Annotated in this window: 17 protein-coding genes; 6 read left to right on the top strand and 11 right to left on the bottom strand. The window is 67.4% G+C overall.

The annotated features are described in order from the left end of the window. Window positions 1–117: 117 nt before the first annotated feature. The gene (locus GGR73_RS15115) at window positions 118–2898 is read right to left on the bottom strand and encodes a TonB-dependent receptor (protein WP_184457686.1); all 2781 of its coding nucleotides are present in this window, start codon (window positions 2896–2898) and stop codon (window positions 118–120) included. Window positions 2899–3183: 285 nt separating this feature from the next. Between GGR73_RS15115 and GGR73_RS15110 the strand changes: the two genes are divergently transcribed. Beyond that, window positions 3184–4206, top strand: coding sequence for a sugar kinase (locus GGR73_RS15110; protein ID WP_184457684.1), 1023 nt, complete (start codon window positions 3184–3186; stop codon window positions 4204–4206). 162 nt (window positions 4207–4368) lie between these two features. Here GGR73_RS15110 and GGR73_RS15105 read toward each other — a convergent pair whose 3' ends face one another. Beyond that, entirely contained in the window at window positions 4369–4656 is a 288-nt protein-coding gene (locus GGR73_RS15105) for a hypothetical protein (protein WP_184457682.1), read from the bottom strand. 172 nt (window positions 4657–4828) lie between these two features. Continuing rightward, the gene (gene fabV, locus GGR73_RS15100) at window positions 4829–6037 is read right to left on the bottom strand and encodes an enoyl-ACP reductase FabV (RefSeq protein ID WP_047129881.1); all 1209 of its coding nucleotides are present in this window, start codon (window positions 6035–6037) and stop codon (window positions 4829–4831) included. 293 nt (window positions 6038–6330) lie between these two features. Between fabV and GGR73_RS15095 the strand changes: the two genes are divergently transcribed. Together GGR73_RS15095 and GGR73_RS15090 are read left to right on the top strand one after the other, a co-directional pair. After that, window positions 6331–9681, top strand: coding sequence for an nSTAND1 domain-containing NTPase (locus GGR73_RS15095; RefSeq protein ID WP_184457680.1), 3351 nt, complete (start codon window positions 6331–6333; stop codon window positions 9679–9681). Continuing rightward, the gene (locus GGR73_RS15090; protein WP_024939867.1) at window positions 9678–10082 is read left to right on the top strand and encodes a hypothetical protein; all 405 of its coding nucleotides are present in this window, start codon (window positions 9678–9680) and stop codon (window positions 10080–10082) included. The genes GGR73_RS15095 and GGR73_RS15090 overlap by 4 nt, the downstream gene beginning before the upstream one ends. Before the next feature lie 285 nt (window positions 10083–10367). Here GGR73_RS15090 and GGR73_RS15085 read toward each other — a convergent pair whose 3' ends face one another. The 3 genes from GGR73_RS15085 to GGR73_RS15075 form a co-directional block, all read right to left on the bottom strand. Next, entirely contained in the window at window positions 10368–10820 is a 453-nt protein-coding gene (locus tag GGR73_RS15085) for a hypothetical protein (RefSeq protein ID WP_456362986.1), read from the bottom strand. 569 nt (window positions 10821–11389) lie between these two features. Next, window positions 11390–12022, bottom strand: coding sequence for a response regulator transcription factor (locus tag GGR73_RS15080; protein WP_024939865.1), 633 nt, complete (start codon window positions 12020–12022; stop codon window positions 11390–11392). Further along, complete coding sequence (locus GGR73_RS15075) at window positions 12019–13218, bottom strand: sensor histidine kinase (RefSeq protein WP_184457962.1); 1200 nt, start codon at window positions 13216–13218, stop codon at window positions 12019–12021. The genes GGR73_RS15080 and GGR73_RS15075 overlap by 4 nt, the downstream gene beginning before the upstream one ends. 59 nt (window positions 13219–13277) lie before the next feature. Between GGR73_RS15075 and GGR73_RS15070 the strand changes: the two genes are divergently transcribed. Next, entirely contained in the window at window positions 13278–13844 is a 567-nt protein-coding gene (locus GGR73_RS15070; RefSeq protein ID WP_184457677.1) for a PEMT/PEM2 family methyltransferase, read from the top strand. Window positions 13845–13980: 136 nt separating this feature from the next. After that, a complete protein-coding gene (lldD, locus tag GGR73_RS15065) occupies window positions 13981–15141 on the top strand; it encodes an FMN-dependent L-lactate dehydrogenase LldD (protein ID WP_046345257.1) in 1161 nt (386 codons plus the stop codon). A gap of 357 nt (window positions 15142–15498) precedes the next feature. Here lldD and ligD read toward each other — a convergent pair whose 3' ends face one another. Both ligD and ku read right to left on the bottom strand, forming a co-directional pair. After that, the gene (gene ligD, locus GGR73_RS15060) at window positions 15499–18261 is read right to left on the bottom strand and encodes a DNA ligase D (protein WP_184457675.1); all 2763 of its coding nucleotides are present in this window, start codon (window positions 18259–18261) and stop codon (window positions 15499–15501) included. A gap of 9 nt (window positions 18262–18270) precedes the next feature. After that, complete coding sequence (ku, locus tag GGR73_RS15055) at window positions 18271–19230, bottom strand: non-homologous end joining protein Ku (RefSeq protein WP_104569349.1); 960 nt, start codon at window positions 19228–19230, stop codon at window positions 18271–18273. A 153-nt stretch (window positions 19231–19383) separates the two neighbouring features. Here ku and GGR73_RS15050 point away from each other — a divergent pair, with 153 nt between their 5' ends. Next, window positions 19384–19563, top strand: a complete 180-nt coding sequence (locus GGR73_RS15050) for a hypothetical protein (protein WP_184457673.1) — start codon at window positions 19384–19386, stop codon at window positions 19561–19563. 49 nt (window positions 19564–19612) lie between these two features. Here GGR73_RS15050 and GGR73_RS15045 read toward each other — a convergent pair whose 3' ends face one another. The 3 genes from GGR73_RS15045 to adh form a co-directional block, all read right to left on the bottom strand. Then, a complete protein-coding gene (locus GGR73_RS15045) occupies window positions 19613–20008 on the bottom strand; it encodes a DUF779 domain-containing protein (protein WP_184457672.1) in 396 nt (131 codons plus the stop codon). Between the two features lie 21 nt (window positions 20009–20029). Continuing rightward, window positions 20030–21058 carry an alcohol dehydrogenase AdhP gene (gene adhP / locus GGR73_RS15040; RefSeq protein WP_184457670.1) on the bottom strand — a complete coding sequence of 343 codons (1029 nt, stop codon included), beginning with the start codon at window positions 21056–21058 and terminating at the stop codon, window positions 20030–20032. 168 nt (window positions 21059–21226) lie between these two features. Continuing rightward, window positions 21227–22756, bottom strand: a complete 1530-nt coding sequence (adh, locus tag GGR73_RS15035) for an aldehyde dehydrogenase (protein ID WP_102580204.1) — start codon at window positions 22754–22756, stop codon at window positions 21227–21229. Between the last annotated feature and the right edge of the window lie 67 nt (window positions 22757–22823).

Raw genomic sequence — 22823 nt, 5'->3', positions numbered from 1 at the left:
GACGCTTCCAACATCACGCCCACCGCGTTGCATGCGTGCAGCAACGGCAACGCATGCGCAGCGATCAGGCGTCGAATCGGGGCCCGCTGCGCGTGTGCGCAGCGGGCAGACAGCGGGTCAGAACTTGTAGCGCAGGCCCAGCAGGTACTGGCGGCCGGTTTCGGCGTACTGCAGCGGCAGCTGGCCGGTCCGCGGCGAGGACACCCATTCGTCGGAGGCTTCGTTGGTGAGGTTGATGCCTTCCAGGCTCAGCTCCAGCTGCTTGCTGATCTTGTAGCGCAGCGAGGCATCGAGGATGGTGGTGCCGGTCATGCCGTGCACGCCGTCGACGTTGAAGCCGGTTTCCGCACCCGGTGCCTGGGTGAGGTAGTCGTCGCGGTTGGTGGCCGACACGCGCCCAGCGAAGGAGTCGCCTTCGTAGAACAGCGTGGCATTCCACGACGAGCGCGACAGCCCGAGCAGGTCGTTCTTCATCACCGGTGCGCCGCTGCTGGCCAGGTACTGGATCTGCGAATCGACCCAGGTGTAGTTGAGCTGCACGCCCAGGTTGGCCCACTTGCCCGGCAGGAAGGTGAAGGGCTGGGTGTAGTTGGCTTCCACGCCCTTCAATTCGCCGCCCGGGGTATTGAGCGGGATGCTGAAGGCGAAGTCGTCGTTGACGGTGGCGCCGGTGCCCTCCAGCAACGAGGCCGGCAGGCCGCTGCTGGAGTACGGACGCACTTCGCGCGCGGTCTGGATGAAGCTCTCGATGTCCTTGTAGAACAGGCCGACACCGAGCATGGCGCCTTCGTTGAAGTACCACTCCAGGCCGAGGTCGACATTGGTGGCTTCGATCGGGTCCAGGTCCGGGTTGCCGCCGGCCACGGTGCGCGCACCACCGGCCACCGCCACGGTCACGCCGGGGGTGAGGCTGCCCAGGCCGGGGCGGCTCATGACCTTGGCCGCGCCCAGGCGCAGCAGCAGGTCCGGAGCCAGCTCGGCGACCAGGTTGAACGAGGGCAGCGTGTTGTTGTACTTGCGGCCCACGGTGGTCAGCGCCGGTGCGTTGTTGATCAGCGCATAGCCGGTGGACTCCTGCTCGGTGCGCACATAGCGCACGCCGAAGTTACCCGACAGCGGGATGGAGCCCAGGTCGGTGGAGAACTCGCCCATCAACCACACGCCGCGGTCCTTTTCCTCGACGCTGCGGCTGTTGTTGACGCGCGGCGCCACGGCGAAGGTGCCGCTGTTGCTGTAGATGCCGAACAGGTCGGCCACCGCATCCAGGTTGGGCACCACCCAGCTGGACGGGCTGCCGCTGATGCCCTTGAGCCCGGCCTGTTCGGTCAGGTCGGCCGGCACGATGGTGCTGCCGTTGGCGAAGGTGGGCACGGACAGCTCGTTGGCGCGGCGCAGCTCGACCGTGCTGAAGCTGTAGTTCTTGGCCAGCACGCCGCCCTTGAGGCGGAAGCCGGGGCTGATGTTCCAGTTGAAGTCGATCTGGCCGGTGTCGAAGTCGTTGTCCACCGACTGCGGACGCAGGCGGATTTCGGCCAGTTCCCAACCGGCGGGGTTGGTCGGGTCGATGCCGTAGTTCAGCACCGGCGCGCGGCTGTTGCCACGGTAGTCGTAGCTGTACCCGTCGACGTCGTACTTGTCCATGATGATGGTGGTCTGCACCGGGTTCTCGTGCGCAGAGCGCGAGGTGCCGACCCGGGCATTGATGCTGAAGTCGTCGTTGAAGCGGTGCTCCAGGTCCAGGCTGACCTGGGTGAACTTGGTGTTCCACTCGTCGTGGCGGTTTTCCGAGCGGATATCGACATTGTCGAACTCGCCATAGACCAGCGCGTTGTTGCGGATCTCGCCGTTGCGCACGATGGTGCCCGGCTTGCCGTCGCGCTCCGGCCGGCGCGGGGTGAGCCCGTCGCGGTTGCGGCTGAAGGAGATCGCTTCGATGTAGTGCTCGTCGCGCTTGGCGTCGATCTTGGAATACAGCGCATCCAGCGACAGCGTGGTGCGGTCGGTGGGCTTCCACTGCAGCGAGCCGGTGACGCCCAGGCGTTCCTGGTCGTGGATCTGCTGGGTGTAGCGCGGGAAGCGCGGGTGGTAGACATCGGCCGAGCGCGCCGCGGCGTACGGCGAGGCGGCGCTGAAGTTGCCGTTGCTGGGGCCGTTGGCCCAGCGGCCGGTGTTGGCGCCTTCTTCCAGCACCTCGCGCTCGGTGTAGGCCACCGACAGCAGGGCACCGAAGGTGTTGTCGGCCCAGGTGTTGGCGATCAGCGCGGCCACGCGCGGGTTGGCCTTCTCGGCCATGGCGTTGTAGGCAGCCTGGCCGCTGGCGGCGAAGGTGAAGCCGTTGTAGTCGAACGGGCGCGCGGTGCGCAGGTCGACGGTGGCGCCGAGCGAGCCTTCTTCCACATCGGCCGAGGCGGTCTTGCGCGCGATCAGCTGCGAGAACAGGTCCGAGGCGAACACGTTGAAGTCGAAGCCGCGGCCGCGGTTGGTGCCGCCGCTCTGGTCGCCGGCACCGACGGTGGTGAGCGCTTCCATGCCGTTGATGCGCACCCGGGTGAACTCCGGGCCCAGGCCACGCACCGAGATGGCGCGGCCTTCGCCGGCCTCACGGGTGATCACCACGCCGGGGATGCGCTGCAGCGACTCGGCCAGGTTGAGGTCGGGGAACTTGCCGATGTCCTCGGCGACAATCGCATCGACCACGCCGGCTTCGCCGCGCTTGATGTCCAGGGCCTTTTCCACCGAGGCGCGATAGCCGGTCACCGTGACGGTGTCCAGGTCGACGGCCGGTTCTGCGGGCGCTTGGGTGGTTTCTTGTGCTGCCAGGTGGCCGCTCAGCGCAAGGCCGATCGACAACGCCAGCAAGGTAACCGGTGTCTTCCGGCTGGTGGTCCGAAATTGCATGTCCTCCCCTCCCAAGGGTCCATGAACAACATGAAAGTCTGGTTGTGAGCGGCAATGACACCGCTGGTCAAAACGACGTTACCAGCTGAATCCTCCCGTAACATCTTGCAGCGCAGCAGAAAACGTCACCAAATTTGCCCAAAAGGGGTGCAAGCGGTCACTGCGCGTCGCATCATGGGCCTCGCCCGGCGCGTTTGGCGCCGGCTAGAATGACACCGATGGTCATCCTGACGCGCGACGGTTCCCCCACACCGTGACGCACCACACAGCCGAGGTAATTGCCGCATGAGTCGTGCCCGTATCCTGTGCTTTGGAGAGTTGTTGCTGCGCCTGGGGGCGCCTGGTCACGAGCTGCTGCTGCAGCAGCCGCGGCTGGACGTGCATTGCGGTGGGGCCGAGGCCAATGTCGGCGTGTCGCTGGCGCATTTCGGCCATGACGTGGCCATGGTCAGCACGGTGGCGGACAACCCGCTGGGTGCGGCGGTGCTGGGCGAGTTGCGCCGCCACGACGTGGACACGCGGCATGTGCGGCGGGTGGATGGGCGCATGGGGCTGTACTTCCTGACCACCGGCGCGATCCACCGCCCCAGCGAAGTGGTCTACGACCGCGCCGACTCGGCGTTTGCGCTGGCCCCGGCCGACGCCTACGACTGGCCGGCCCTGCTGGACGGGGTGCAGTGGCTGCATCTGTCCGGGGTCAGCCCGGCACTGGGTGCGGACGTGGCGCAGGCCACGCTGGCGGCGGCACGCGCGGCGCGTGCGGTCGGGGTCAAGGTCTCGTTCGACGGCAATTACCGGCCCAAGCTATGGCAACGCTGGCAGGGCGATGCGCGCGGCATCCTGCACCAGCTGTTCGCCTGTGCGGACGTGGTGTTTGCCGACTACCGCGACATCGGCGTGGTGCTGGGCGGCGAGTTCCCGCAGGACACGCTGGAAGCACGCGTGGAAGCGGCCGCGCAGCAGGCCTTTGCCGCATTCCCGCAGCTGCAGCTAATGGCCTGCACGCAGCGCGTGGCGCATAACGTGGACCACCACAGCCTGGGCGCACTGCTGGTGCCGCGCAGTGGCGCGGTGGCGCGCGCGCCCAGCGAGGAACTGAGCCCGATCATCGACCGCATCGGCGGCGGCGACGCGTTTGCCGCCGGCGTACTGCACGGCCTGATCGAAGGCTGGTCGCTGGACGACACGGTGCGCTTCGGCCTGGCGGCCGGCTGCCTGAAGCACTCGATTCCCGGCGATTTCAATCCGCTGTCGGTGGCCGATGTGCAGGCCTGCGTGGGCGATGCGCGGTTTGATGTGCGGCGCTGACGCGCTGGGAATCGGGATTGGGGAATCGTAAGAGCTTAAGAGCGCTGGTTTTCGGCGCTCTGTCCAGGCTTGTTGCTAACGGAGCGCGGTGCGCTGAGGGCTGATGCGCCCGTGGGCAGCGGGCAGGTGCTTGCTAGGTGTTGTTCGCTGCGCTCACGCGTTTCAGGCGGGCGCACGGCTGCGGCGTTTGTTGGTGATCCATTTGAAGCCTGCGCTCAGCAGCACCACACACAGCGACGCCGGGACGCTGAAGAACAGCGTGATCAGCAAGGCGTGGTTCCAGGGCGGTGCAGAGCCGTCCCGCATCACCACGGCGCAGACGACGGCCGTGGTGATCAACAGATTGGCGATCGCCTTCAATGACCAGTGCAACCTGACGAAGCGCAGCAACACGGCACAGGCCACGCTGACTACAACGGCCAGCACCAGAAAGGCGATCAGTTTGTCCATTGGGGGCGGGGATTTGGGATTGGCGAGTGGGGATTCGTAACAGCGAGGGCAACCGGCATCGATTGCCGATTGTCCTTCGCAATGCATTTGGATCCGCCGAAGATCAGCGGTGCAGTCACCCACCGCGCTTGCAAATCCCAAATCCCAAATCCCGATTCCCGAATCCCTGCTCTCAGCCCAGCTCGATGCAGTCGAACTTCACATCCGTCTCCACATCGGCGTCGTAATCCACATCGTCGCGTTCGAAGCCGAACAGCTTGAGGAACTCGTGCTTGTAGCCGGCGTAGTCGGTGAGCTGGAACAGGTTCTCGGTGGTGACCTGCGGCCACAGCGCCTTGCAGGCGTCCTGCACGTCGTCGCGCAGTTCCCAGTCGTCCAGGCGCAGGCGGTTTTCGGCGTCCACCTCGGCGGGCTGGCCGTCTTCGCGGTACAGGCGCTCGCGGAACAGGCGGTCGAGCTGCTCGATGGTGCCTTCGTGCAGGCCCTTTTCCTTCATGATCTTGTAGACCATGGAGATATACAGCGGCATCACCGGGATTGCGGCGCTGGCCTGGGTGACCACCGACTTGAGCACCGCCACGTTGGCGCTGCCGCCGCGCTTGGCCAGGCGCGCGTTCAACCGCTGCGCGGTGTGGTCCAGATCGACCTTGGCCTTGCCCAGCGCGCCGTGCCAGTAGATCGGCCAGGTGATCTCGGTGCCGATATAGCTGAAGGCCACGCTGCGCGCGCCGTCGGCGAGCACACCGGCGCCTTCCAGCGCGTCGATCCACAGCTCCCAGTCCTGCCCGCCCATCACGGTGACGGTGTCTTCGATCTCCTGCGCGCTGGCCGGCTCGATCGAGGCCTGGATGATGGTGTCCTTGTTGGTGTCGATGGCGGTGGCGGTGTAGGTGTTGCCGATCGGCTTGAGCGCCGAGCGCTTCACTTCACCCGTGCCCGGCAGCTTGCGCACCGGCGAGGCCAGCGAATACACCACCAGGTCGACCTGCCCGCCCATCTCGGTCTTGATCAGCTCGATGACCTTCTCGCGTGCGGCATCGGAAAACGCATCGCCGTTGATCGACTTGCTGTACAGGCCCGCGGCCTTGGCGTGCTTGTCGAACGCGGCGGAGTTGTACCAGCCGGCGGTGCCGGCCTTGCTGGGGCTGCCGGGTTTTTCGAAGAACACGCCCAGCGTGTCGGCACCGAAGCCGAACGCGGCGGTGATGCGCGAGGCCAGGCCGTAGCCGCTGGATGCGCCGATCACCAGCACCTTCTTCGGGCCGTCGTTGCGGACGCCGCGCGCGCGCGTGGCCGCGATCTGCTCGAGCACATTGCGCTCGCAGCCAAGCGGATGCGTGGTGGTGCAGATGAAGCCGCGCACTTTGGGATGGATGATCAACGTGGACTCCTGGTCAGCAAGATGCTGGCGGCATCTTAATCGCTGGCCTGCTGGCGAAACAGCCTGAGGCGCACCACACGCCGCTGTATGGCGCTGCGTGAAGCCCGCTTGCAGCGCCAGGCATGCCGCACGACCGGGCATGCATCTTCCGCGCACGGACGCGAACGAACGGCGATCACCATCGATTTCCTGCGTCAGCGCCTGTGCTACTTTTGCGCCTGCCGTGCCGTGCCTGGCCGCGCCTGATGGCGATCGTCGAGGCTCCTCCCACCGTGCGACCGGTATCCGAGCGAATGTCTCTTCGAAGCGAGCGCGTCACGCAGCTGGGCTCCGTCCCGCGGTTTCGGCTTGGGCCCTTGCTGGTCGAGCCGGAACGGCTTGCGCTGATCGACGACGGCCAGACCATCGCGCTGGAACCGCGCATGATGGAAGTGCTGATCGCGCTGGCCGAACGGGCCGGCGAGGTGGTCAGCGCCGAGCAGTTGCTGATCGAGGTGTGGCACGGCAGCTTCTACGGCGACAACCCGGTGCACAAGACCATCGCCCAACTGCGCCGCAAGCTGGGCGACGACAGCCGCCAACCACGCTACATCGAAACCATCCGCAAGCGCGGGTACCGGCTGCTGCCCAAGGTGGTGTTTCCCGACGATTATCGCGGTGCGGTGATGGGCACGCAGGTGTGGGGACACGGCAGCCCGTACGTGGGGCTGCAGGCGTTCGATCCCGCACACGCCGAGGTCTTCTTCGGCCGCAGCCATGCGATTGCGCAGGTGCTGGGCGCGATGCGCGCGCAATTGCACAGCCAGCGCGGGCTGGTGCTGGTGAGCGGTGCCAGCGGCTGCGGCAAGACCTCGTTGCTGCGCGCCGGCGTGGTGCCGTTGCTGGCGCAGCCCGGCGGGCTGGATGGCCTGGAAGCCATTGCGGTGGCGTATTGCAACCTGGCGCAATGTCGTGGCGGCGATGTGCTCGATACGCTGGCGCGCGCACTCGGCGACTGGGCGGCCGGCGGGCGGGCGGTGTTTTCGCCGGCGCAGATGGCGGCGTTGCCCGAGTGGCTGCAGCGCCCTGCCCCGCTGCATGCGGCCATTGGCGAGGCGATGCGTCAACGCCCACCAGCGCGCGACAGCGCACAGACCCAGCGCCATCTGCTGCTGGTGATCGATCACGCAGAAGCGCTGGTGGCCACGCCCGGGATCACCGATGCCGACCGCGCCGCACTGGCCGCGGCCTTGCAGGCACTGTGCAGCAGCGCGCAGGTGGCGGTGCTGATGCTCACCCGCAGCGATTTCTACCCGCGCCTGATCGACGCCTTGCCGCAGATCGTCGAACTCAAACGCGGCGACGGGCATGTGGATCTGCTGGCGCCGCGCGATGGCGAGATCGGCCAGATCATCCGCGTGCCGGCGGCCATGGCCGGGCTGCGTTTCGAAGAGGACCGCGACAGCGCCAGCCGGCTGGACGATGTGCTGCGCGATGCCACCGCGCGCCAGCCCGATGCCCTGCCGTTGCTGCAGCATCTGCTGCATGCCTTGCACGCGCAACGCAGCGACGATGGCCTGCTGACCTTTGCCGCCTACCGCGCATTGGGCGGGCTGGAAGGCGCATTGGCGCACCATGCCGAACACACCTTCCGTGCCCTGCCGGCTGCCGCACAGGCGGCATTGGGCGAGGTGCTGAGCTTGCTGAGCGTGATCCATCCCGACAGCGATGCGGTGACCGCGCGGCGTGCGCTGTGGTCGGCGCTGCCGGCGCATGGCGCAGCGCGCGTGCTGGTGGATGCCTTCGTGCAGGCGCGCCTGTTCGTCAGCGAGCTGGTGGCCGGCGAGCCGGGGTTTGCGGTCGCGCACGAAGCCTTGCTGCGGCAATGGCCGCGCGCGGCCGAGTGGATCCACGAAAACCGCCGTCTGCTGCAGGCGCGCAAGCGGTTGCAGCTGGCCGCACAGCGCTGGGCTGCCGAAGGCCGGCGCAGCGATCACCTGCTCAACAGCGGGCGCCCGTTGAGCGAAGCGCGCGAGGCGGCGCGGCGCATGCCGCAGGATCTGGACGCGCTGGATCACGCGTTCCTGCATGCCTGCGAGCGCTCGCAACGCCGCCGCCGCGGCCTGTATGCAGCGGCGGCGACCTTGCTGGTGGTGCTGGCGAGCGCCTCGATGCTGCTGGGCTGGCAGGCGCGGCAAGCGCAGCAGGTGGCCGAACAACGGCGCGACCAGGCCCAGCAACTGGTGAGCTACATGCTGGGCGACCTGGCCGAGCAGTTGCGCACGGTGGGCAACCTCAAGCTGCTCGACAGCGTAGGCAGCCGCGCGCTGCGCTATCTGGAAGACCTGCCCAGCGCGAGCATGCAGACAGGCGATCTGATCAACCACGCCCGTGCGTTGCGCACCACCGGCGAGGTGCTGATGAACCAGGGCAAGCTGGACGAGGCGCAGGCGGCATTCACGCGTGCCGCCGCCACTGCCGAGCAGGCGCGTGCGCGTGCGCCGGAGTCCCTGGAGGCGCACGCCGAAACCGGGCAGACCGCGTATTGGCTGGGCGATCTTGCCTACCGGAGCAAGCAGTTGCCCGTGGCACAACGCTACTGGTCGCAATACCTGGCCGCCTGCGAACAGCTGGTGCGCGCCGCGCCGCAGGATCCGTACTGGCAACTGGAACTGTCCTACGCCCTCAACAACCTCGGCACACTGGCCAAGGAGCAAGGCCGGACAGGTGCGGCGATCGGCTTGTTTGCACGCTCGATCGCCCTCAAGCGCCAGTTGCTGGCGCGCACACCGGACAACGCGGCGCTGCGCTACGAGCTGGTGGACAGCCTGTCCTGGCTGAGCCTGACGCAGGAAATGCAGGGCTCGCTGGCCCCCGCCGAGCAGGGTTACCGCGAGCAGATCGCCATGCTGCGTGTGCTGGTCGACCACGATCCCGACGCGCATGCCTGGCGCAGGCGTCTGGCCGGCTCACTGATCCGCGTCTCCAACCTGGCGCTGGCGCGCGGCCAGCTGCACCAGGCGCAGACCGATGCGCAGGACAGCCTGCGCATGCTGCAGGCGCTGGTGGCCTTGCAGCCGGACAATGTCGCCTGGCGCCGCGATCTGGCGCATGCCGACGCCCAGATCGGCTGGATGGCCGCGCTGGACGGGCAGCCCGAACTGGCGGTGCGGCACCTCGAGCGCGCCCGCCAGACCATGGCCGGGTTGCTGACACAGGCGCAACCGCTGCCGGAGTGGCAGTGGCTGGACGCCATCATCGCGCTGCGCCTTGAGCGCGTGCAGCGCACGCGCGCGGGCAACCACGCCAATGGCCTGGCGCCGATCGTTGCGCAACTGGATGCCCTGCACCGCGCCAGGCCCGACGATCTGCTCGGCCTGGCCGCGCTGGCCCAGGCGCTGGTCTGGCAGGGCGAACAACAGGCCGCCGCCGGCGACGCAGCCGGCGCACGCGCGGCGTGGCAGCGCGCGGTGGCGGTGTTGGGCAAGGACATCGGCAACAGCCGCGACAAGAACCTGCTGGACCCATGGATTCGCGCACAGGTGCATCTGGGCCAGCGCAGCGCCGTTACGCAACAGCTCGGATGGCTGTATCACGCGGGCTACCGCCACCCGGGATTCGTCTCCCTCTATGCCCCGCTTTTCAAGGAACAGGACAGCTCATGACGGACTTCAAGATCAAGCTCACGGTGGCGCGGGTGGGATTCGGCGGCAACACCGGTGCCGGCGAGTATTTCTACAGCTTCGCCCCGGACCTGCTGATTGTGGACAAGCACGACAAGGCATCGACGCTGCACTATTACTTCGATGAAGACGTCGTCCCCCGGCATTTCAAGATCAGGAGCCTGCTGAGTTCCGATGCCTTGAAACAGATCGGGCAACCCACGATCAGCCCCGACGGCCGCAGCGTGCAGGTCACCAATGCCAATAGCGTCCCGACCCTGATCTTCCTGACCATCATCGTCGAGGACGAAAGCCGGAAGGACAAGAAGACCTGGTTCAGCTGTGACCCCCAGGTGGGCAACGATCCGCAGATCAACCCGCAGGAAACCCCGCCCCGGCCGTAAGCCCTGCGTCGACCACCGTCTGGCGGCTCGCCGCCAGGCGGTGTGTTGCTGCGGCACAGCGTGCGCATGCGCGGGGCTTGGGCCAGCGATGGCCGAGCCACTGCCGCAGATACCTAAGGTCGACCTGCACACTGGACCAGTTGCCACGGAGGAGACTCCTGGCGGTCGCGATATATCTCGCTGCGAGCTGGCTGGCGTACGCGTTGCCGGGCGCTCCGGCCAACCGTAGATCGCGGCAGGCAGGCCCGCCGCGGTGTCGCCCGCGTCGCCTGACGACGTTCTTACTTACCCCACGCAGTCCCGCACGCGCGGCTGGATGCCGGCCGGCGCGTTCGCCAGGCCGGCAATGCAATGCGGTGCCACCGGGTGGCGACGGTCATCGCGCTCGGAGCCGTTGCTGAAAGCCACCTTGAACTGGCCGCGGCTAGACCACGCGCCGGGCGTGCCGGTGCCGATGCGATGGGTGCTGCCAACGCCGCGCCCTGCCCATGACCGACAGGCCGGGCCGCAATCCCCCTGATCGGTTTGGGCGGACAAGCTGTCGCAAGTCCGGGCCACTGCGCCCTGCGCGGTCAGGTCGCAGGGCGCCACGCCGACGCGCAGGTCGCGCTCGGTTGGCGACTGGGTATGCAGTGCGGCCTGGACCCAGGCGATCGGCAAGTCGGCCTGGGTGGGTGCCGCCCAGGCGCTGGTGGACAGCACCACGATCAACACGAACAGATACCGGACCAGGGGCATGACGGACTCCGCAGCGGACCGGAGCGCGGCGCGTCCCCGAGCGACCTCGGTGGCCGCCGGACGACCTTCCCGCCTGGCCGCCCGCACGACCTGACGGCAACCTTACGGTTGCTACCCAATCCTGCCGAAGCCGGGAAATCCCTTATGAAACAATGCCATGTAACCTGGCGAGATCGTGTCATCCACCATGGTGGCGATGTGTCCAAGCGTTGCGCCAGTTCCCGCGTGCGGCGGTGGCAGCGCTCTAGAGCCACCGCCCTTCGACTGGGAGGAATGGGCCAACGCCAGCACCGACAGCACCGACAGCAGCGAAACTCGGCCAGCGAGGGGCAAGCGCCAAGCAATTCGGGCTGACCGCCCGCTCTTCCTTCTCCCTGCGGGAGAAGGTCCCCCGCAGGGGCGGATGAGGGTACGGGCGAAGCCTCGTGCCATCTCATTCCAGGAGCGGCTTCGCCCCCCGTACCCTCACCCCAACCCCCGCTCCTGCGATTCCCGACTCCCGACTCCCGATTCCCGCTTCTTGAGTCCGCTCTAACCAATCCCCACTCCCGACTCCCCAATCCCCGCCCTCAAATCACCCGCAACGTGATCGCCTTCAACACCGCCCTTGTGCGGTCGCGGGTGCCGAGCTTTTCCAGGATGGTGGAGACGTAGTTCTTCACCGTGCCTTCGGCCAGGAACAGGGTCCGGGCGATCTCCTTGTTGGAATAGCCGCCGGCCAGCAGGCGCAGGATCGCCACCTCGCGCTCGCTGAAGGTCTCGCGCGGGGGCTGCTGGTCGCGGAACTGGTAGCGCGCCCGTACCGGGTCGGTGCTGACCGGCTGCAGCAGGGTCTCGCCGTGGGCCACCCGCTCGATCGCCTCGCGCAGGTCTTCCGGGGCGGCGTCCTTGAGCAGGAAGCCCTGCGCGCCGGCCTCGGTGGCGCGCAGCAGCAGGTCGCTGTCGTCGAAGGTGGTCAGCAGCAGTACGGGGGTGCGGTCGCCGCGGGCGCGCAGTTGCTGCAGCGCCTGGATGCCGTCCACGCCGGGCATGCGGATGTCGCTGAGCACCACGTCCACGGTGGTGCTGACCAGCGCGTCCAGCAGGCCCTGGCCGTCGTCGGCCTCGCAGACCACCTCCACGCCCTGTTGCTGCAACAGCGCGCGCAGGCCGGCGCGGACCAGGATCTGGTCGTCGGCCAGCGCGATGCGATGGGCACTCATGCCGGTAGCCTCGCCATCAGGTGCATGCCGCCAGTGGGCGTGCGGCCAAGCTCAAGCTGCCCGTGCAGGGCGGCCAGGCGTTCGCGCATGCCGGTGATGCCGTTGCCTTCGCGGATGCGCTCGGCGCGGCGGCCATCGTCGCAGATGTCCACCTGCAGCTGCGCGCCCGCGCACTGCAGGTGCACCGCGACCTCGTTGGCGTCGGCATGCCGCACCGCGTTGGTCAGCGCCTCCTGCACCAGCCGCAACAGCAGCTCGGCCACACGGGCATCGGTGATGCGCACGGCCGGGTCGATCTGCAGGCGCAGCGCCGGGCGCGGGAACGGTGCGGCCAGCGCGCGCAAGGCGGTCTGCAGGTCCAGGCCCTGATCGTCGCGCAGCGACTGCACCACGTTGCGGATGTCCGACAGCAGCTCGGCCGACAGCTGCTCCACCACCGCGACCTCGTCGCGCCGCGCCAGCACCGGGTCGGCACCGAGCAGGCGCAGGTTGATGCGCATGGCGGTGAGCTTGTGCCCGGCCACGTCGTGCAGCTCGCGCGCCAGGCGCAGGCGCTCGGCATCGCGCGCGCTGTCGGCCAGCAGCGCGCGGGTGGCCAGCAGGTCGGCATTGACGTAGGCCAGCGCATCGCGTGCACGCTCGGCGCTGCGCGCGTAATGCGCGGTCAGCGCGGCGAAGGCCTGGAAACCGGCATAGATGCCGACGATCAACCACGGGCGCTCGAACCCGGCCTGCACCAGCAGCGCATACATGCCCGCGTTCAATGCCAGCGCCAGCAACAGCACGCGCACCGGCGGCCAGGTCATGCCCGCCTGCGCGACCAGCATGACCAGCAGCACCGGGGCGGTGCCGGCACGCGGCTCCATCCACACCAGCAGCAAGGCCAGGACCGCCTGCAGCAGCGTGGCGGCAGTGCGCAAGGCATGCAGCGACGGCAACACGGTGTGCAGCAGGAACAAGGCGGTGAAGCCGGTCAGCACGCCCCAGCGCCAGGCGCCCTGCGGTGACGCATCGGGCATGAACGACAACGCCACCGCCGCAATGGTGAACGCACCGGCCAGCCGCAGCGGATGCGAGAGATGACTCAGGGAAGAATGCATGCGGCGATGCTGACGGCCGCGCGGCCACTCGGCAATGGTGCGCGTGCAGAAAGTGACTTCCGGCAGGTGCGATCGATGACCTGCGGCCCCTGCGATCCATGCGGCGCGTGCACACACTGGCATCACCAGCCCACCCATCGCTACGGAGTCACGCCATGTCCGCTTCCAGTCTGTTTCTTGCGCTCAATCTGTTATGGGGCGGCTACGAACTGCTGCTCAGTCGCCGCCGCCGTGCCGGCGACGGTGGCGCGCACGATCAAGGCACCCTGCAACACCTGTGGCTCGTGTTGTCTGCAGCGGTGGCCGTTGCGGTGGCACTGGCCTACAGCGGCCTGGCGCACTGGCCGCAGGGTTGGGGCGCGCCGCTGCAATGGGCCGGCTGCGCCTTGATCGGCAGCGGGCTGGCGCTGCGCGTGTGGGCCATCCAGGTGCTGGCGCGCTGGTTCACGGTGGATGTGACCATCCAGCCCGATCACCAGCTGGTGCGCAGCGGCCCATACCGCTGGCTGCGTCACCCGTCCTATACCGGCGCGCTGATGGCGTTCTACGGGCTGGCGCTGGGCATGGGCAATGGGTTGTCGGTGGCGGCGATCGTGGTGCCGGTGACCTGGGTCTTCCTGCACCGCATCCGTATCGAAGAGGCCGCGTTGCAGCGTGCGTTTCCGGTTGCCTACCCGGCCTATGCCGCGCAGAGCCGGCGCCTGCTGCCGCTGGTGTGGTAAGAGTTGATAAGGCAGCGGCGCAGCACCACTGCGCTGGGCCTTGCCGGGCTTGCGTCCTGCAGATTGCGCAGCGGTCCACCGGCCACACCGATGGTCTTACACTCAGCGGCTACCCCGCCGCTGCCGTTCGTCTTCGATGATCATTTCCGCCGCTTCCGACTACCGTGCCGCCGCGCAGGCGCGCCTGCCGCCGTTCCTGTTCCACTACATCGATGGCGGGGCGTACGCCGAGCACACCTTGCGGCGCAATGTCGCGGATCTGGCCGATATCGCGCTGCGCCAGCGGGTGCTGCGCAACATGTCGGACCTGAGCCTGGGCACCGAGCTGTTCGGCGAGACGCTGGCGATGCCGGTGGCGTTGGCGCCGGTCGGGCTGACCGGCATGTATGCGCGGCGAGGCGAAGTGCAGGCCGCGCGCGCGGCGGCCGCGCGCGGGATCCCGTTTACGTTGTCCACGGTGTCGGTGTGCCCGATCGAGGAAGTGGCGCCGGCGATCACGCGGCCGATGTGGTTCCAGCTGTACGTGCTCAAGGACCGCGGCTTCATGCGCAACGCGCTGGAGCGCGCCAAGGCGGCCGGGGTGACCACGCTGGTGTTCACCGTGGACATGCCCACGCCGGGCGCGCGCTACCGCGATGCGCACTCGGGCATGAGCGGGCCCAACGCGTCGCTGCGGCGCATGCTGCAGGCGGTGACGCATCCGCGCTGGGCCTGGGACGTGGGCCTGCTGGGTCGCCCGCACGATCTGGGCAATATCTCGACCTACCGCGGCAGCCCGACCGGCCTGCAGGACTATATCGGCTGGCTGGGCGCCAACTTCGACCCGTCCATCGCCTGGAAAGACCTGGAATGGATCCGCGAGTTCTGGACCGGGCCGATGGTGATCAAGGGCATCCTGGACCCGGACGATGCGCGCGATGCGGTGCGCTTCGGCGCCGACGGCATCGTGGTGTCCAACCATGGCGGCCGCCAGCTCGACGGCGTGCTGTCCAGCGCGCGCGCATTGCCGGCCATTGCCGATGCGGTGAAGGGGCAGCTGAAGATCCTGGCCGACTCGGGCATCCGCAGCGGCCTGGACGTGGTGCGCATGCTGGCGCTGGGCGCCGACGCGGTGCTGCTGGGGCGCGCGTTCGTCTATGCGCTGGCGGCCGGCGGCCAGGCCGGCGTGGAGAATCTGCTGACCCTGATCGAGCGCGAGATGCGCGTGGCGATGACCCTGACCGGCACCCATTCAATTGCCGAGATCAGCAGCGATGCGTTGAGCCGGGTGACGCGGGAGAACGCGGTCTCGCCTTGATGGGATTCGGGATTTGGGATTTGGGATGCGTTGGTGGCTGAGAGCGGGTGGTCTGCGACTTGGCTGCAGGGCCCTTGCCCGCCCACCCTCGCGGGACACGCCGCAAGTACGTCCTTGTAGGCTCTTACGCGGCATCCATGCCGCGTAAGGTCCCGCGACGGTGCGCGGGCAAGGACCTGTCGAGATGGTCGGTGTGCTTGGTCAGGCTGTGTGCGTGATGCGTATCTGATCGCATAAGCGAGCAGTCGTCGGGTCGGTGCGGGCTGCGCGCAGGACCCGCGATGTACGCGTTACATGCCGGCGCCGAGCATCGACCGCGCCCGCTTGGTGGCGGCGCAGTCGTCTTGTTGGCTGCTCTTAGTGGTTGTCGTCGCCGGTGGGCAAGTATTGCTGCAACGCCAGCACCGATTCCCACGGATCTGCACGCTGACGCTTGGCCCGTTGCAGGGCCTTGTCCATCGGGAAAGCGTCCGGGCCGCTGATCTTGCCGAGTTCTTCCCAGCGCAGCGGCACGGCGACGGTGGCCTTTTCGCGCGCACGCAGCGACCACGAACACACGCTGGTATTGCCGCGCCCATTGCGCAGCCAGTCGACGAAGATCACGCCGTGGCGCTTGGCCTTGCTCATGGTGGCCACGTAGCGGTCCGGGGCGTGCGTGGCCAGCGCCTGGGCGAAGGCCTCGCAGAAATCGCGCGCCTGTTCCCAGTCCGCTTCCGGCACGATCGGCACCACCACATGCAGGCCCTTGCCGCCGGACAGGCGCACCGCGCTCTCCAGGCCGGCACTGCGCAGCTTGGCGCGGATGTCGCGCGCGGCCGCCACCACGTCGGCCCAGGACACCCCGTCGCCCGGGTCCAGGTCGAACACCAGCCGATCCGGATGCTCCGCATCGTCGACCTGCGCGCCCCAGGGATGCAGCTCCAGCGTGTTCATCTGCACCAGCTCGAGCAGGCCGGCGGCATCTTCGACGTAGATGTAGTCCTCGGTGCCGCTCTTCTGCTGCAGCGGAATCGCCTTGATATGCGTGCCCAGGTGGCGGCCTTCGTGCTTCTGAAAAAAGCAGTCGCCACCGGCGCCATCGGGGCAGCGCAGCAGCGACAAGGGACGGCGCGCGATCTCTGCCAGCACCAGCGGCGCCACTGCGCGGTAATAGTCGGCCACATCGCCCTTGCTTAGGCCCGCTGCGGGAAACACCACCCGCTCGGGATGGGTGATGGTGATGCCGTCCGTCGACGTAGACGTGGATTTCGATGTTGTGGACTTGGACGCCGTGGATTTGGAGGTCGTGGACGTGGACGCTGCAGCCTTTCTGGATGTCGTGGCCGCAGTCGTCTTCGATGCCGTCGACCGCGCGCGCTTGCTGGCGGTGCTGGTGGATGGGTCGACCGTCGTTCTGGAGGTCTTCTTGGTCGCTGTCTTGCGCGCAGGCGCAGCGGCCGTGGTCGCAGCACTGCCTTTACCTGCAGCACGCGCCTTGCCCGGCGCGGCGCGGTCACCGCCCAACTCGCTCATGGGTTTGTCCTCGCGCAGACGCTTGAATGCGGCCTGCCGCAGCAGGCCTTCCTTCGCCCAGCCGCGGAAGGCGACCTCGGCGATCAAGACCGGCCGTACCCAATGCACATCGCGTGGCTGCCCGGGGATGTGCGTCGGCAATTCCAGCGTGGCAGTGTCGCTGTGCAGCGCCTGCAACAGCGCGGTGATCTTGCCGAGCAAGGCATCGTCGAAGCCGGTGCCCACACGCCCGACATAACGCAGCGTCTTGCCCTCGCGTTGCGCCATCAGCAAGGCGCCGAAGCCGCTGCGCGCGCCCTTGGGGTCGGTGTAGCCCACCACCACGAACTCGTCGCTGTCTTCGTGCTTGGTCTTGACCCAATCGGCACTGCGCCCTTCGCGATACCGCGCATCGGCGAGCTTGCTGACGATGCCTTCCCAGCCGGTGCCGGCGCTGGCCGCAAAGACCTCCGGGCCGTGGCCGATCACATGGTCGCTAAACGCCAGCGTGCCCGGCACATCGCCCAGCACGTCGTGCAGCAACTGCTTGCGTTGCAGCAGCGGGGTGTCGCGCAGATCCACTCCGGCCACGCCGAGCAGGTCGAACACGATGTAGCGCAGCGGCTGCGTGACGCTGCCATCGAGCGCGCGTTGCAATGCCGAGAAGTCGCTGCGCCCCTGCGCATCCAGCACCACCAGCTCGCCATCCAGGCGCGCATCGCGCACCGGCAGGGCCTGCACTGCGCGCACCACGTCCGGGAAGCGCTGCGTCCAGGCCTGGTCGTTGCGCGAGCGCAGCTGCACCTGGCCATCGACCATGTCGGCCAGCAGGCGGTAGCCGTCCCATTTGATCTCGTGCAACCAGCGCTCGCCATCCGGCGCCTGCTCGCGCAGCAAGGTCAGTTGCGCGCGCAGCTCGGTTGGACATGGCGCATCGCGCGCGCCGTCCAGCGCCAGGGCGCGGGTACGCCATTGCCGGGCGTCCGCACGCGCCGGGCGCGCGCGTTTGCCGGCTGCAGTTGTCTCGGCGCTCGCCGTTGCTGCCGGCGCGCGCCGCGCCCGGCTGGCCTTGGCACGGGTTGCCGGCGTCACTGCAGCCGATGCGCCGGCGGCCTGCTGCGCCACCAGCGCATCGGCATCCAGATCGGCCGCGTACGCATCGCTGCGCTTGAACAGCAGCCATTGCGGTTTGCCGCCGCGCATCTGCGTGCGCACCAATGCAAAACCGCCGCGCAGCAACGTGCCCTGCAGTTCGAACTCCAGCTTGCCGGCTTCCAGTGCCGCCAACGCATCGCCTTCGCACTGCCAATGCCCGTGGTCGAACACATCCACATGCCCGGCGCCGTAATGGCCCTGCGGAATATCGCCCTGGAAGCTGGCATACGACAGCGGGTGGTCCTCCACCTGAACCGCCAGGCGCTTTTCGCCCACGCGCAACGATGGGCCCTTCGGCACGGCCCAACTCTTGAGCACGCCGTCGGCTTCCAGCCGGAAGTCGTAATGGCGCGAGCTGGCGTGGTGCAACTGCACGACGAAGATCGGCTGCTTGCTGGCGCGCGCCGGCGTGTCGCCGGCCGGTTCCGGGGTCTGGTCGAAGCGGCGCTTGGCGTTGTAATCGTGCAATGACATGGGCGGGGCCTAGCCGGCCTTGCGGCGCGGCGCCGCCTTGCTGGCGTTGGCTTTGGTGGCCTTGGTGGCCTTGGCCGCGGTCTTCTTGGTGGCCTTCTTGGCCACTTTCTTGGTGGCGGTCTTTTTGGCCGACCCGGTTGCCGGCGTGCTGCTCTTCTTGGCCGGCGTGCGCGTATTGGCCTGCAGGCTCTTCTGCAACAGCGACATGAAGTCGACCACGTTGGTGCTGGCGTCTTCGTGCTGCGGTGGCTCGACATCCACGGTGGTGGTGCCGCCCTTGGCCTGGATGCGCTTGCGCAGGATCTGCTCGAGCTTGCCGCGGAACTCGTCGTGGTAATCCTCCGGCTGCCAGGTGCCGGACATCGACTCGATCAGCTGCTTGGCCATCTCCTGTTCCTTGGGCGTGATGCGGTACTCGCCCACCGCGCCGGCCGGCAGCTTGAAGTCCTGCGGGTCCACCACTTCCTGCTGGTAGCGCAGCAGCAGCAGGATCAACGCATCGCCCTGCGGCATCACCGCGGCCAGGTATTCGCGCGTGCGGATGACCACCTTGGCAATGCCCACCTTGCCGGTGTCGCGCAGCGTCTCGCGCAGCAGCACATAGCCTTTTTCGGCCTTCTTGCCCGGCACCAGGATGTAGGGCTTCTCGAAATAGCGTGGGTCGATATCGGCAGCGTCGACGAAGGTCTCCACCTCCACCGTCTCGTGGCTTTCCGGCGATGCCGAGCGGATGTCCTGCTCTTCGACGATCACATAGCTGCCCTTGTCGTACTCGAACGCCTTGACGATCTCCTTCCACGGCACCTCATCGCCGGTGTCGGCGTTGACGCGCTCGAAGCGGATCGGCTTCTTGTCGCGCGAATCGAGCATGCGGAAATGCAGATCCACCTTGCGCTCGCCCGACATCAACGACACCGGCACATTGAGCAAGCCGAACGAGAGCGTTCCGGTCCAGATCGGTCGTGCCATCGGCGTGTGACTCCGGGTGTTGTATGAGTTGACCCATAGCTGTAGCGCGGCCACCGTGATCCATGCGTGAGCCGTGCGTCTGCAGCAGCCACTGCGTCCCCTTCACTACGCGCGCGGTGAACTGCGCATCCATCCCATGACCAGGAGCACCGCATGTCCCGCGACCCAATGCGCGACCAACCGACCCAGCCGGGCGAACAGCACGGCAAGCGCGATGCCGAACACTATGAAGACCGCGGCGCCGGCGATGCGCCCGACACGCTGGTTCCTGCCGATGGCGACACCCCGGCCAAGACGCCCGGCACCGCACCGTCGACCGTGGCAGACCGCTGAAACCAGCCGGCTGATTCCCCGCCCGGCAGCACCGCCAGGCGGGCGAGGGTTAGGCCCGGCCTGCCCGCTGCAGCTGGGCAAATTCCTCATCGGCAAACAGACGCGAGCGCACCAGAAAGCGCACGCCCTCGCCGTTTTCCAGCGAGAACATGCCACCGCGCCCCGGCACCACATCGATGATCAGCTGGGTGTGCTTCCAGTATTCGAACTGCGAGGGGCTGATGTAGAACGGCGCGCCGCCGATCTCGCCCAGCAGCACGTCGCGGTCGCCGACGATGAAGTCGCCCACCGGGAAACACATCGGCGAGGAGCCATCGCAGCAGCCACCGGATTGATGGAACAGCACATCGCCGTGGCGTGCGCGCAGCGTATCGATCAGCTGCAACGCCGCCAGCGTGGCCATCACCTGCAACGGCGGGTCTGTCTGCGTGGTGGTGTCCTGCATCGTCTGCCTCCTGCGGCGCGGTCAGGCCGCCATGTCGAGCACGATACGCCCCTCGATCGTTCCGGCGTGCATGCGCGCGAACACCTCGTTGATGTTGTCCAGGGTATCGGTGGCCACGGTCGCCGCGACCTTGCCCTGCTCGGCGAAGGCCAGCGACTCCTGCAGGTCCAGCCGGGTGCCGACGATCGAGCCGCGCACGGTCACGCCATTGAGCACCATGCCGAAGATGTCCAGCGGGAACTGGCCCGGTGGCAGGCCGTTGAGCGACACCGTGCCGCCACGCCGCACCATGCCGATCGCCTGCTCGAACGCCTTGGGCGATACCGCGGTGACCAACGCGCCGTGTGCGCCGCCGATTTCCTTCTTGAGGTAGGCCACCGGATCGGTGGTGCGCGCATTGACCGTCACCGTGGCGCCCAGGCGCCTGGCCAGCGCCAGCTTGGCGTCGTCCACATCCACGGCGGCCACGTTCAGTCCCATCGCCTTGGCATATTGCACTGCCATGTGGCCGAGCCCGCCGATGCCGGAAATCACCACCCACTGGCCCGGCTTGGTATCAGTGACCTTCAATCCCTTGTAGACGGTGACGCCTGCGCACAGGATCGGCGCGACCTCGACAAACCCCAGGGTGGCGGGCAGATGCCCGACGTAATCGGCATTGGCCAGCGCGTACTGCGCGAAGCCGCCGTTGACCGAGTAGCCGCTGTTCTGCTGCGCCTCGCACAGGGTTTCCCAGCCGCCCAGGCAGTGCTCGCAATGCCCACAGGCCGAGTACAGCCACGGGATGCCGACGCGGTCGCCTTCCTTGACGTGGCGCACGCCCGCACCCACCGCCACCACATAGCCCACGCCTTCATGGCCGGGGATGAACGGAGGATTCGGCTTGACCGGCCAGTCCCCCTGCGCGGCGTGCAGATCGGTGTGGCAGACCCCGCAGGCCTGGATTTTGACCAGCAGATCGCCGGCCTGGGGCCGCGGCACCTGCACTTCCTCGATCACCAGTGGTGCGCCGAACTGGCGCACCACTGCGGCTTTCATCGTCGTGTCCATGCTGCACTCCGCACTGATAGTGCGGCCCACTCTAGGCGCCTTGAGGACGCCGTGCCTTGATCGAGGTCAATTCGCGCGTGCGCGGTTCATGAACAGCCGGTGCAGCGGCCCGGCGTTCCTGTGCCCGATCCATCACGCATTGCAGTCGAGCAGTAGCAGGCCTACGCATCAGAAAAACCCTAGCGCCTTGGGCGAGTAGCTCACCAACAGGTTCTTGGTCTGCTGGTAATGGTCGAGCATCATCTTGTGATTCTCGCGGCCGATGCCCGACTGCTTGTAGCCGCCGAACGCGGCATGCGCCGGATAGGCGTGGTAGCAGTTGGTCCACACGCGCCCGGCCTGGATCGCGCGGCCCATGCGGTACAGGCGCGACGCATCGCGGCTCCACACACCGGCACCCAGGCCGTACAACGTGTCGTTGGCGATCGCCAGCGCCTCGGCCTCGTCCTTGAAGGTGGTCACCGACACCACCGGCCCGAAGATCTCTTCCTGGAACACGCGCATCTTGTTGTGGCCCTTGAACACCGTCGGCTTGACGTAGAAGCCCTCGGCCAGCTCGCCATCGAGTGTGTTGCGTTCGCCGCCGATCAACACCTGCGCGCCCTCCTGCTTGCCGATGTCGATATAGGACAGGATCTTTTCCAGCTGCTCGCTGGAGGCCTGCGCGCCGACCATGGTGTTGGGATCGAGCGGGTTGCCCTGCTTGATCGCGGCCACGCGTGCCAGCGCCTTTTCCATGAACCTGTCGTAGATCGATTCCTGGATCAGCGCGCGCGAGGGGCAGGTGCACACCTCGCCCTGGTTGAAGGCGAACAGCACGAAGCCTTCCACCGCCTTGTCGAGAAAATCGTCGTCTTCGGCCATGACATCGGCAAAGAAGATGTTGGGCGACTTGCCGCCCAGCTCCAGCGTCACCGGGATCAAGTTCTGGCTGGCGTATTGCATGATCAGCCGGCCGGTGGTGGTTTCGCCGGTGAAGGCGATCTTGGCGATACGCGGGTTGCTGGCCAGCGGCTTGCCGGCCTCGAGCCCGAAGCCGTTGACCACGTTGAGCACGCCCGGCGGCAACAGGTCGCCGATCACCTCCATCAACACCAGGATCGAGGCCGGGGTCTGCTCGGCCGGCTTCATCACCACGCAGTTGCCGGCGGCCAGCGCCGGTGCCAGCTTCCAGCACGCCATCAGCAGCGGGAAGTTCCACGGAATGATCTGTCCGACCACGCCGAGCGGTTCGTGGAAGTGATAGGCGATGGTGTCGCTGTCGATCTCGGAGATGCCACCTTCCTGCGCGCGGATGGCGCCGGCGAAATAGCGGAAGTGATCCACGCACAGCGGCACATCGGCATTGAGCGTCTCGCGCACCGGCTTGCCGTTGTCCCAGGTCTCGGCATAGGCAAGCAGCTCCAGATTCTGTTCGATGCGGTCGGCGATCCTGAGCAGCACATTGGAGCGCTCGGTGGTGGAAGTCTTGCCCCAGGCATCCTTGGCCGCATGCGCCGCATCCAGTGCGGCTTCGATGTCCTGCGCGTTGGAGCGCGCGATCGAGGTGAACACCTTGCCGTTGATCGGCGTGGTGTTGTCGAAGTACTGGCCGCTGTGCGGCGCCACCCACTGGCCGCCGATGAAGTTGTCATAACGCGGTTTGAAGATGGACTGCGGGTCGGTGTTGAGCGGTTTTGCAGAGGCAAGCGCGTTCATCATGGTCTCCTGCGGAGGTGGTCCGATGCGCACGTGTATACCCGCGCGAGCGCTAGCGCAATGTCAT

The sequence above is a fragment of the Xanthomonas sp. F14 genome, assembly GCF_014199865.1.
Note: the sequence above shows the minus strand (reverse complement) of the source record. Positions and strands in the feature narration are given on the sequence as shown.

Coding starts and splice junctions, on each gene's coding strand:
- GGR73_RS15115 (WP_184457686.1), bottom strand. CDS start 2,898: ATGCAATTTCGGACCACCAGCCGGAAGACACCGGTTACCTTGCTGGCG.
- GGR73_RS15110 (WP_184457684.1), top strand. CDS start 3,184: ATGAGTCGTGCCCGTATCCTGTGCTTTGGAGAGTTGTTGCTGCGCCTG.
- GGR73_RS15105 (WP_184457682.1), bottom strand. CDS start 4,656: ATGGACAAACTGATCGCCTTTCTGGTGCTGGCCGTTGTAGTCAGCGTG.
- GGR73_RS15095 (WP_184457680.1), top strand. CDS start 6,331: ATGTCTCTTCGAAGCGAGCGCGTCACGCAGCTGGGCTCCGTCCCGCGG.
- GGR73_RS15090 (WP_024939867.1), top strand. CDS start 9,678: ATGACGGACTTCAAGATCAAGCTCACGGTGGCGCGGGTGGGATTCGGC.
- GGR73_RS15085 (WP_456362986.1), bottom strand. CDS start 10,820: ATGCCCCTGGTCCGGTATCTGTTCGTGTTGATCGTGGTGCTGTCCACC.
- GGR73_RS15080 (WP_024939865.1), bottom strand. CDS start 12,022: ATGAGTGCCCATCGCATCGCGCTGGCCGACGACCAGATCCTGGTCCGC.
- GGR73_RS15070 (WP_184457677.1), top strand. CDS start 13,278: ATGTCCGCTTCCAGTCTGTTTCTTGCGCTCAATCTGTTATGGGGCGGC.
- lldD (WP_046345257.1), top strand. CDS start 13,981: ATGATCATTTCCGCCGCTTCCGACTACCGTGCCGCCGCGCAGGCGCGC.
- ligD (WP_184457675.1), bottom strand. CDS start 18,261: ATGTCATTGCACGATTACAACGCCAAGCGCCGCTTCGACCAGACCCCG.
- ku (WP_104569349.1), bottom strand. CDS start 19,230: ATGGCACGACCGATCTGGACCGGAACGCTCTCGTTCGGCTTGCTCAAT.
- GGR73_RS15050 (WP_184457673.1), top strand. CDS start 19,384: ATGTCCCGCGACCCAATGCGCGACCAACCGACCCAGCCGGGCGAACAG.
- GGR73_RS15045 (WP_184457672.1), bottom strand. CDS start 20,008: ATGCAGGACACCACCACGCAGACAGACCCGCCGTTGCAGGTGATGGCC.
- adhP (WP_184457670.1), bottom strand. CDS start 21,058: ATGGACACGACGATGAAAGCCGCAGTGGTGCGCCAGTTCGGCGCACCA.
- adh (WP_102580204.1), bottom strand. CDS start 22,756: ATGAACGCGCTTGCCTCTGCAAAACCGCTCAACACCGACCCGCAGTCC.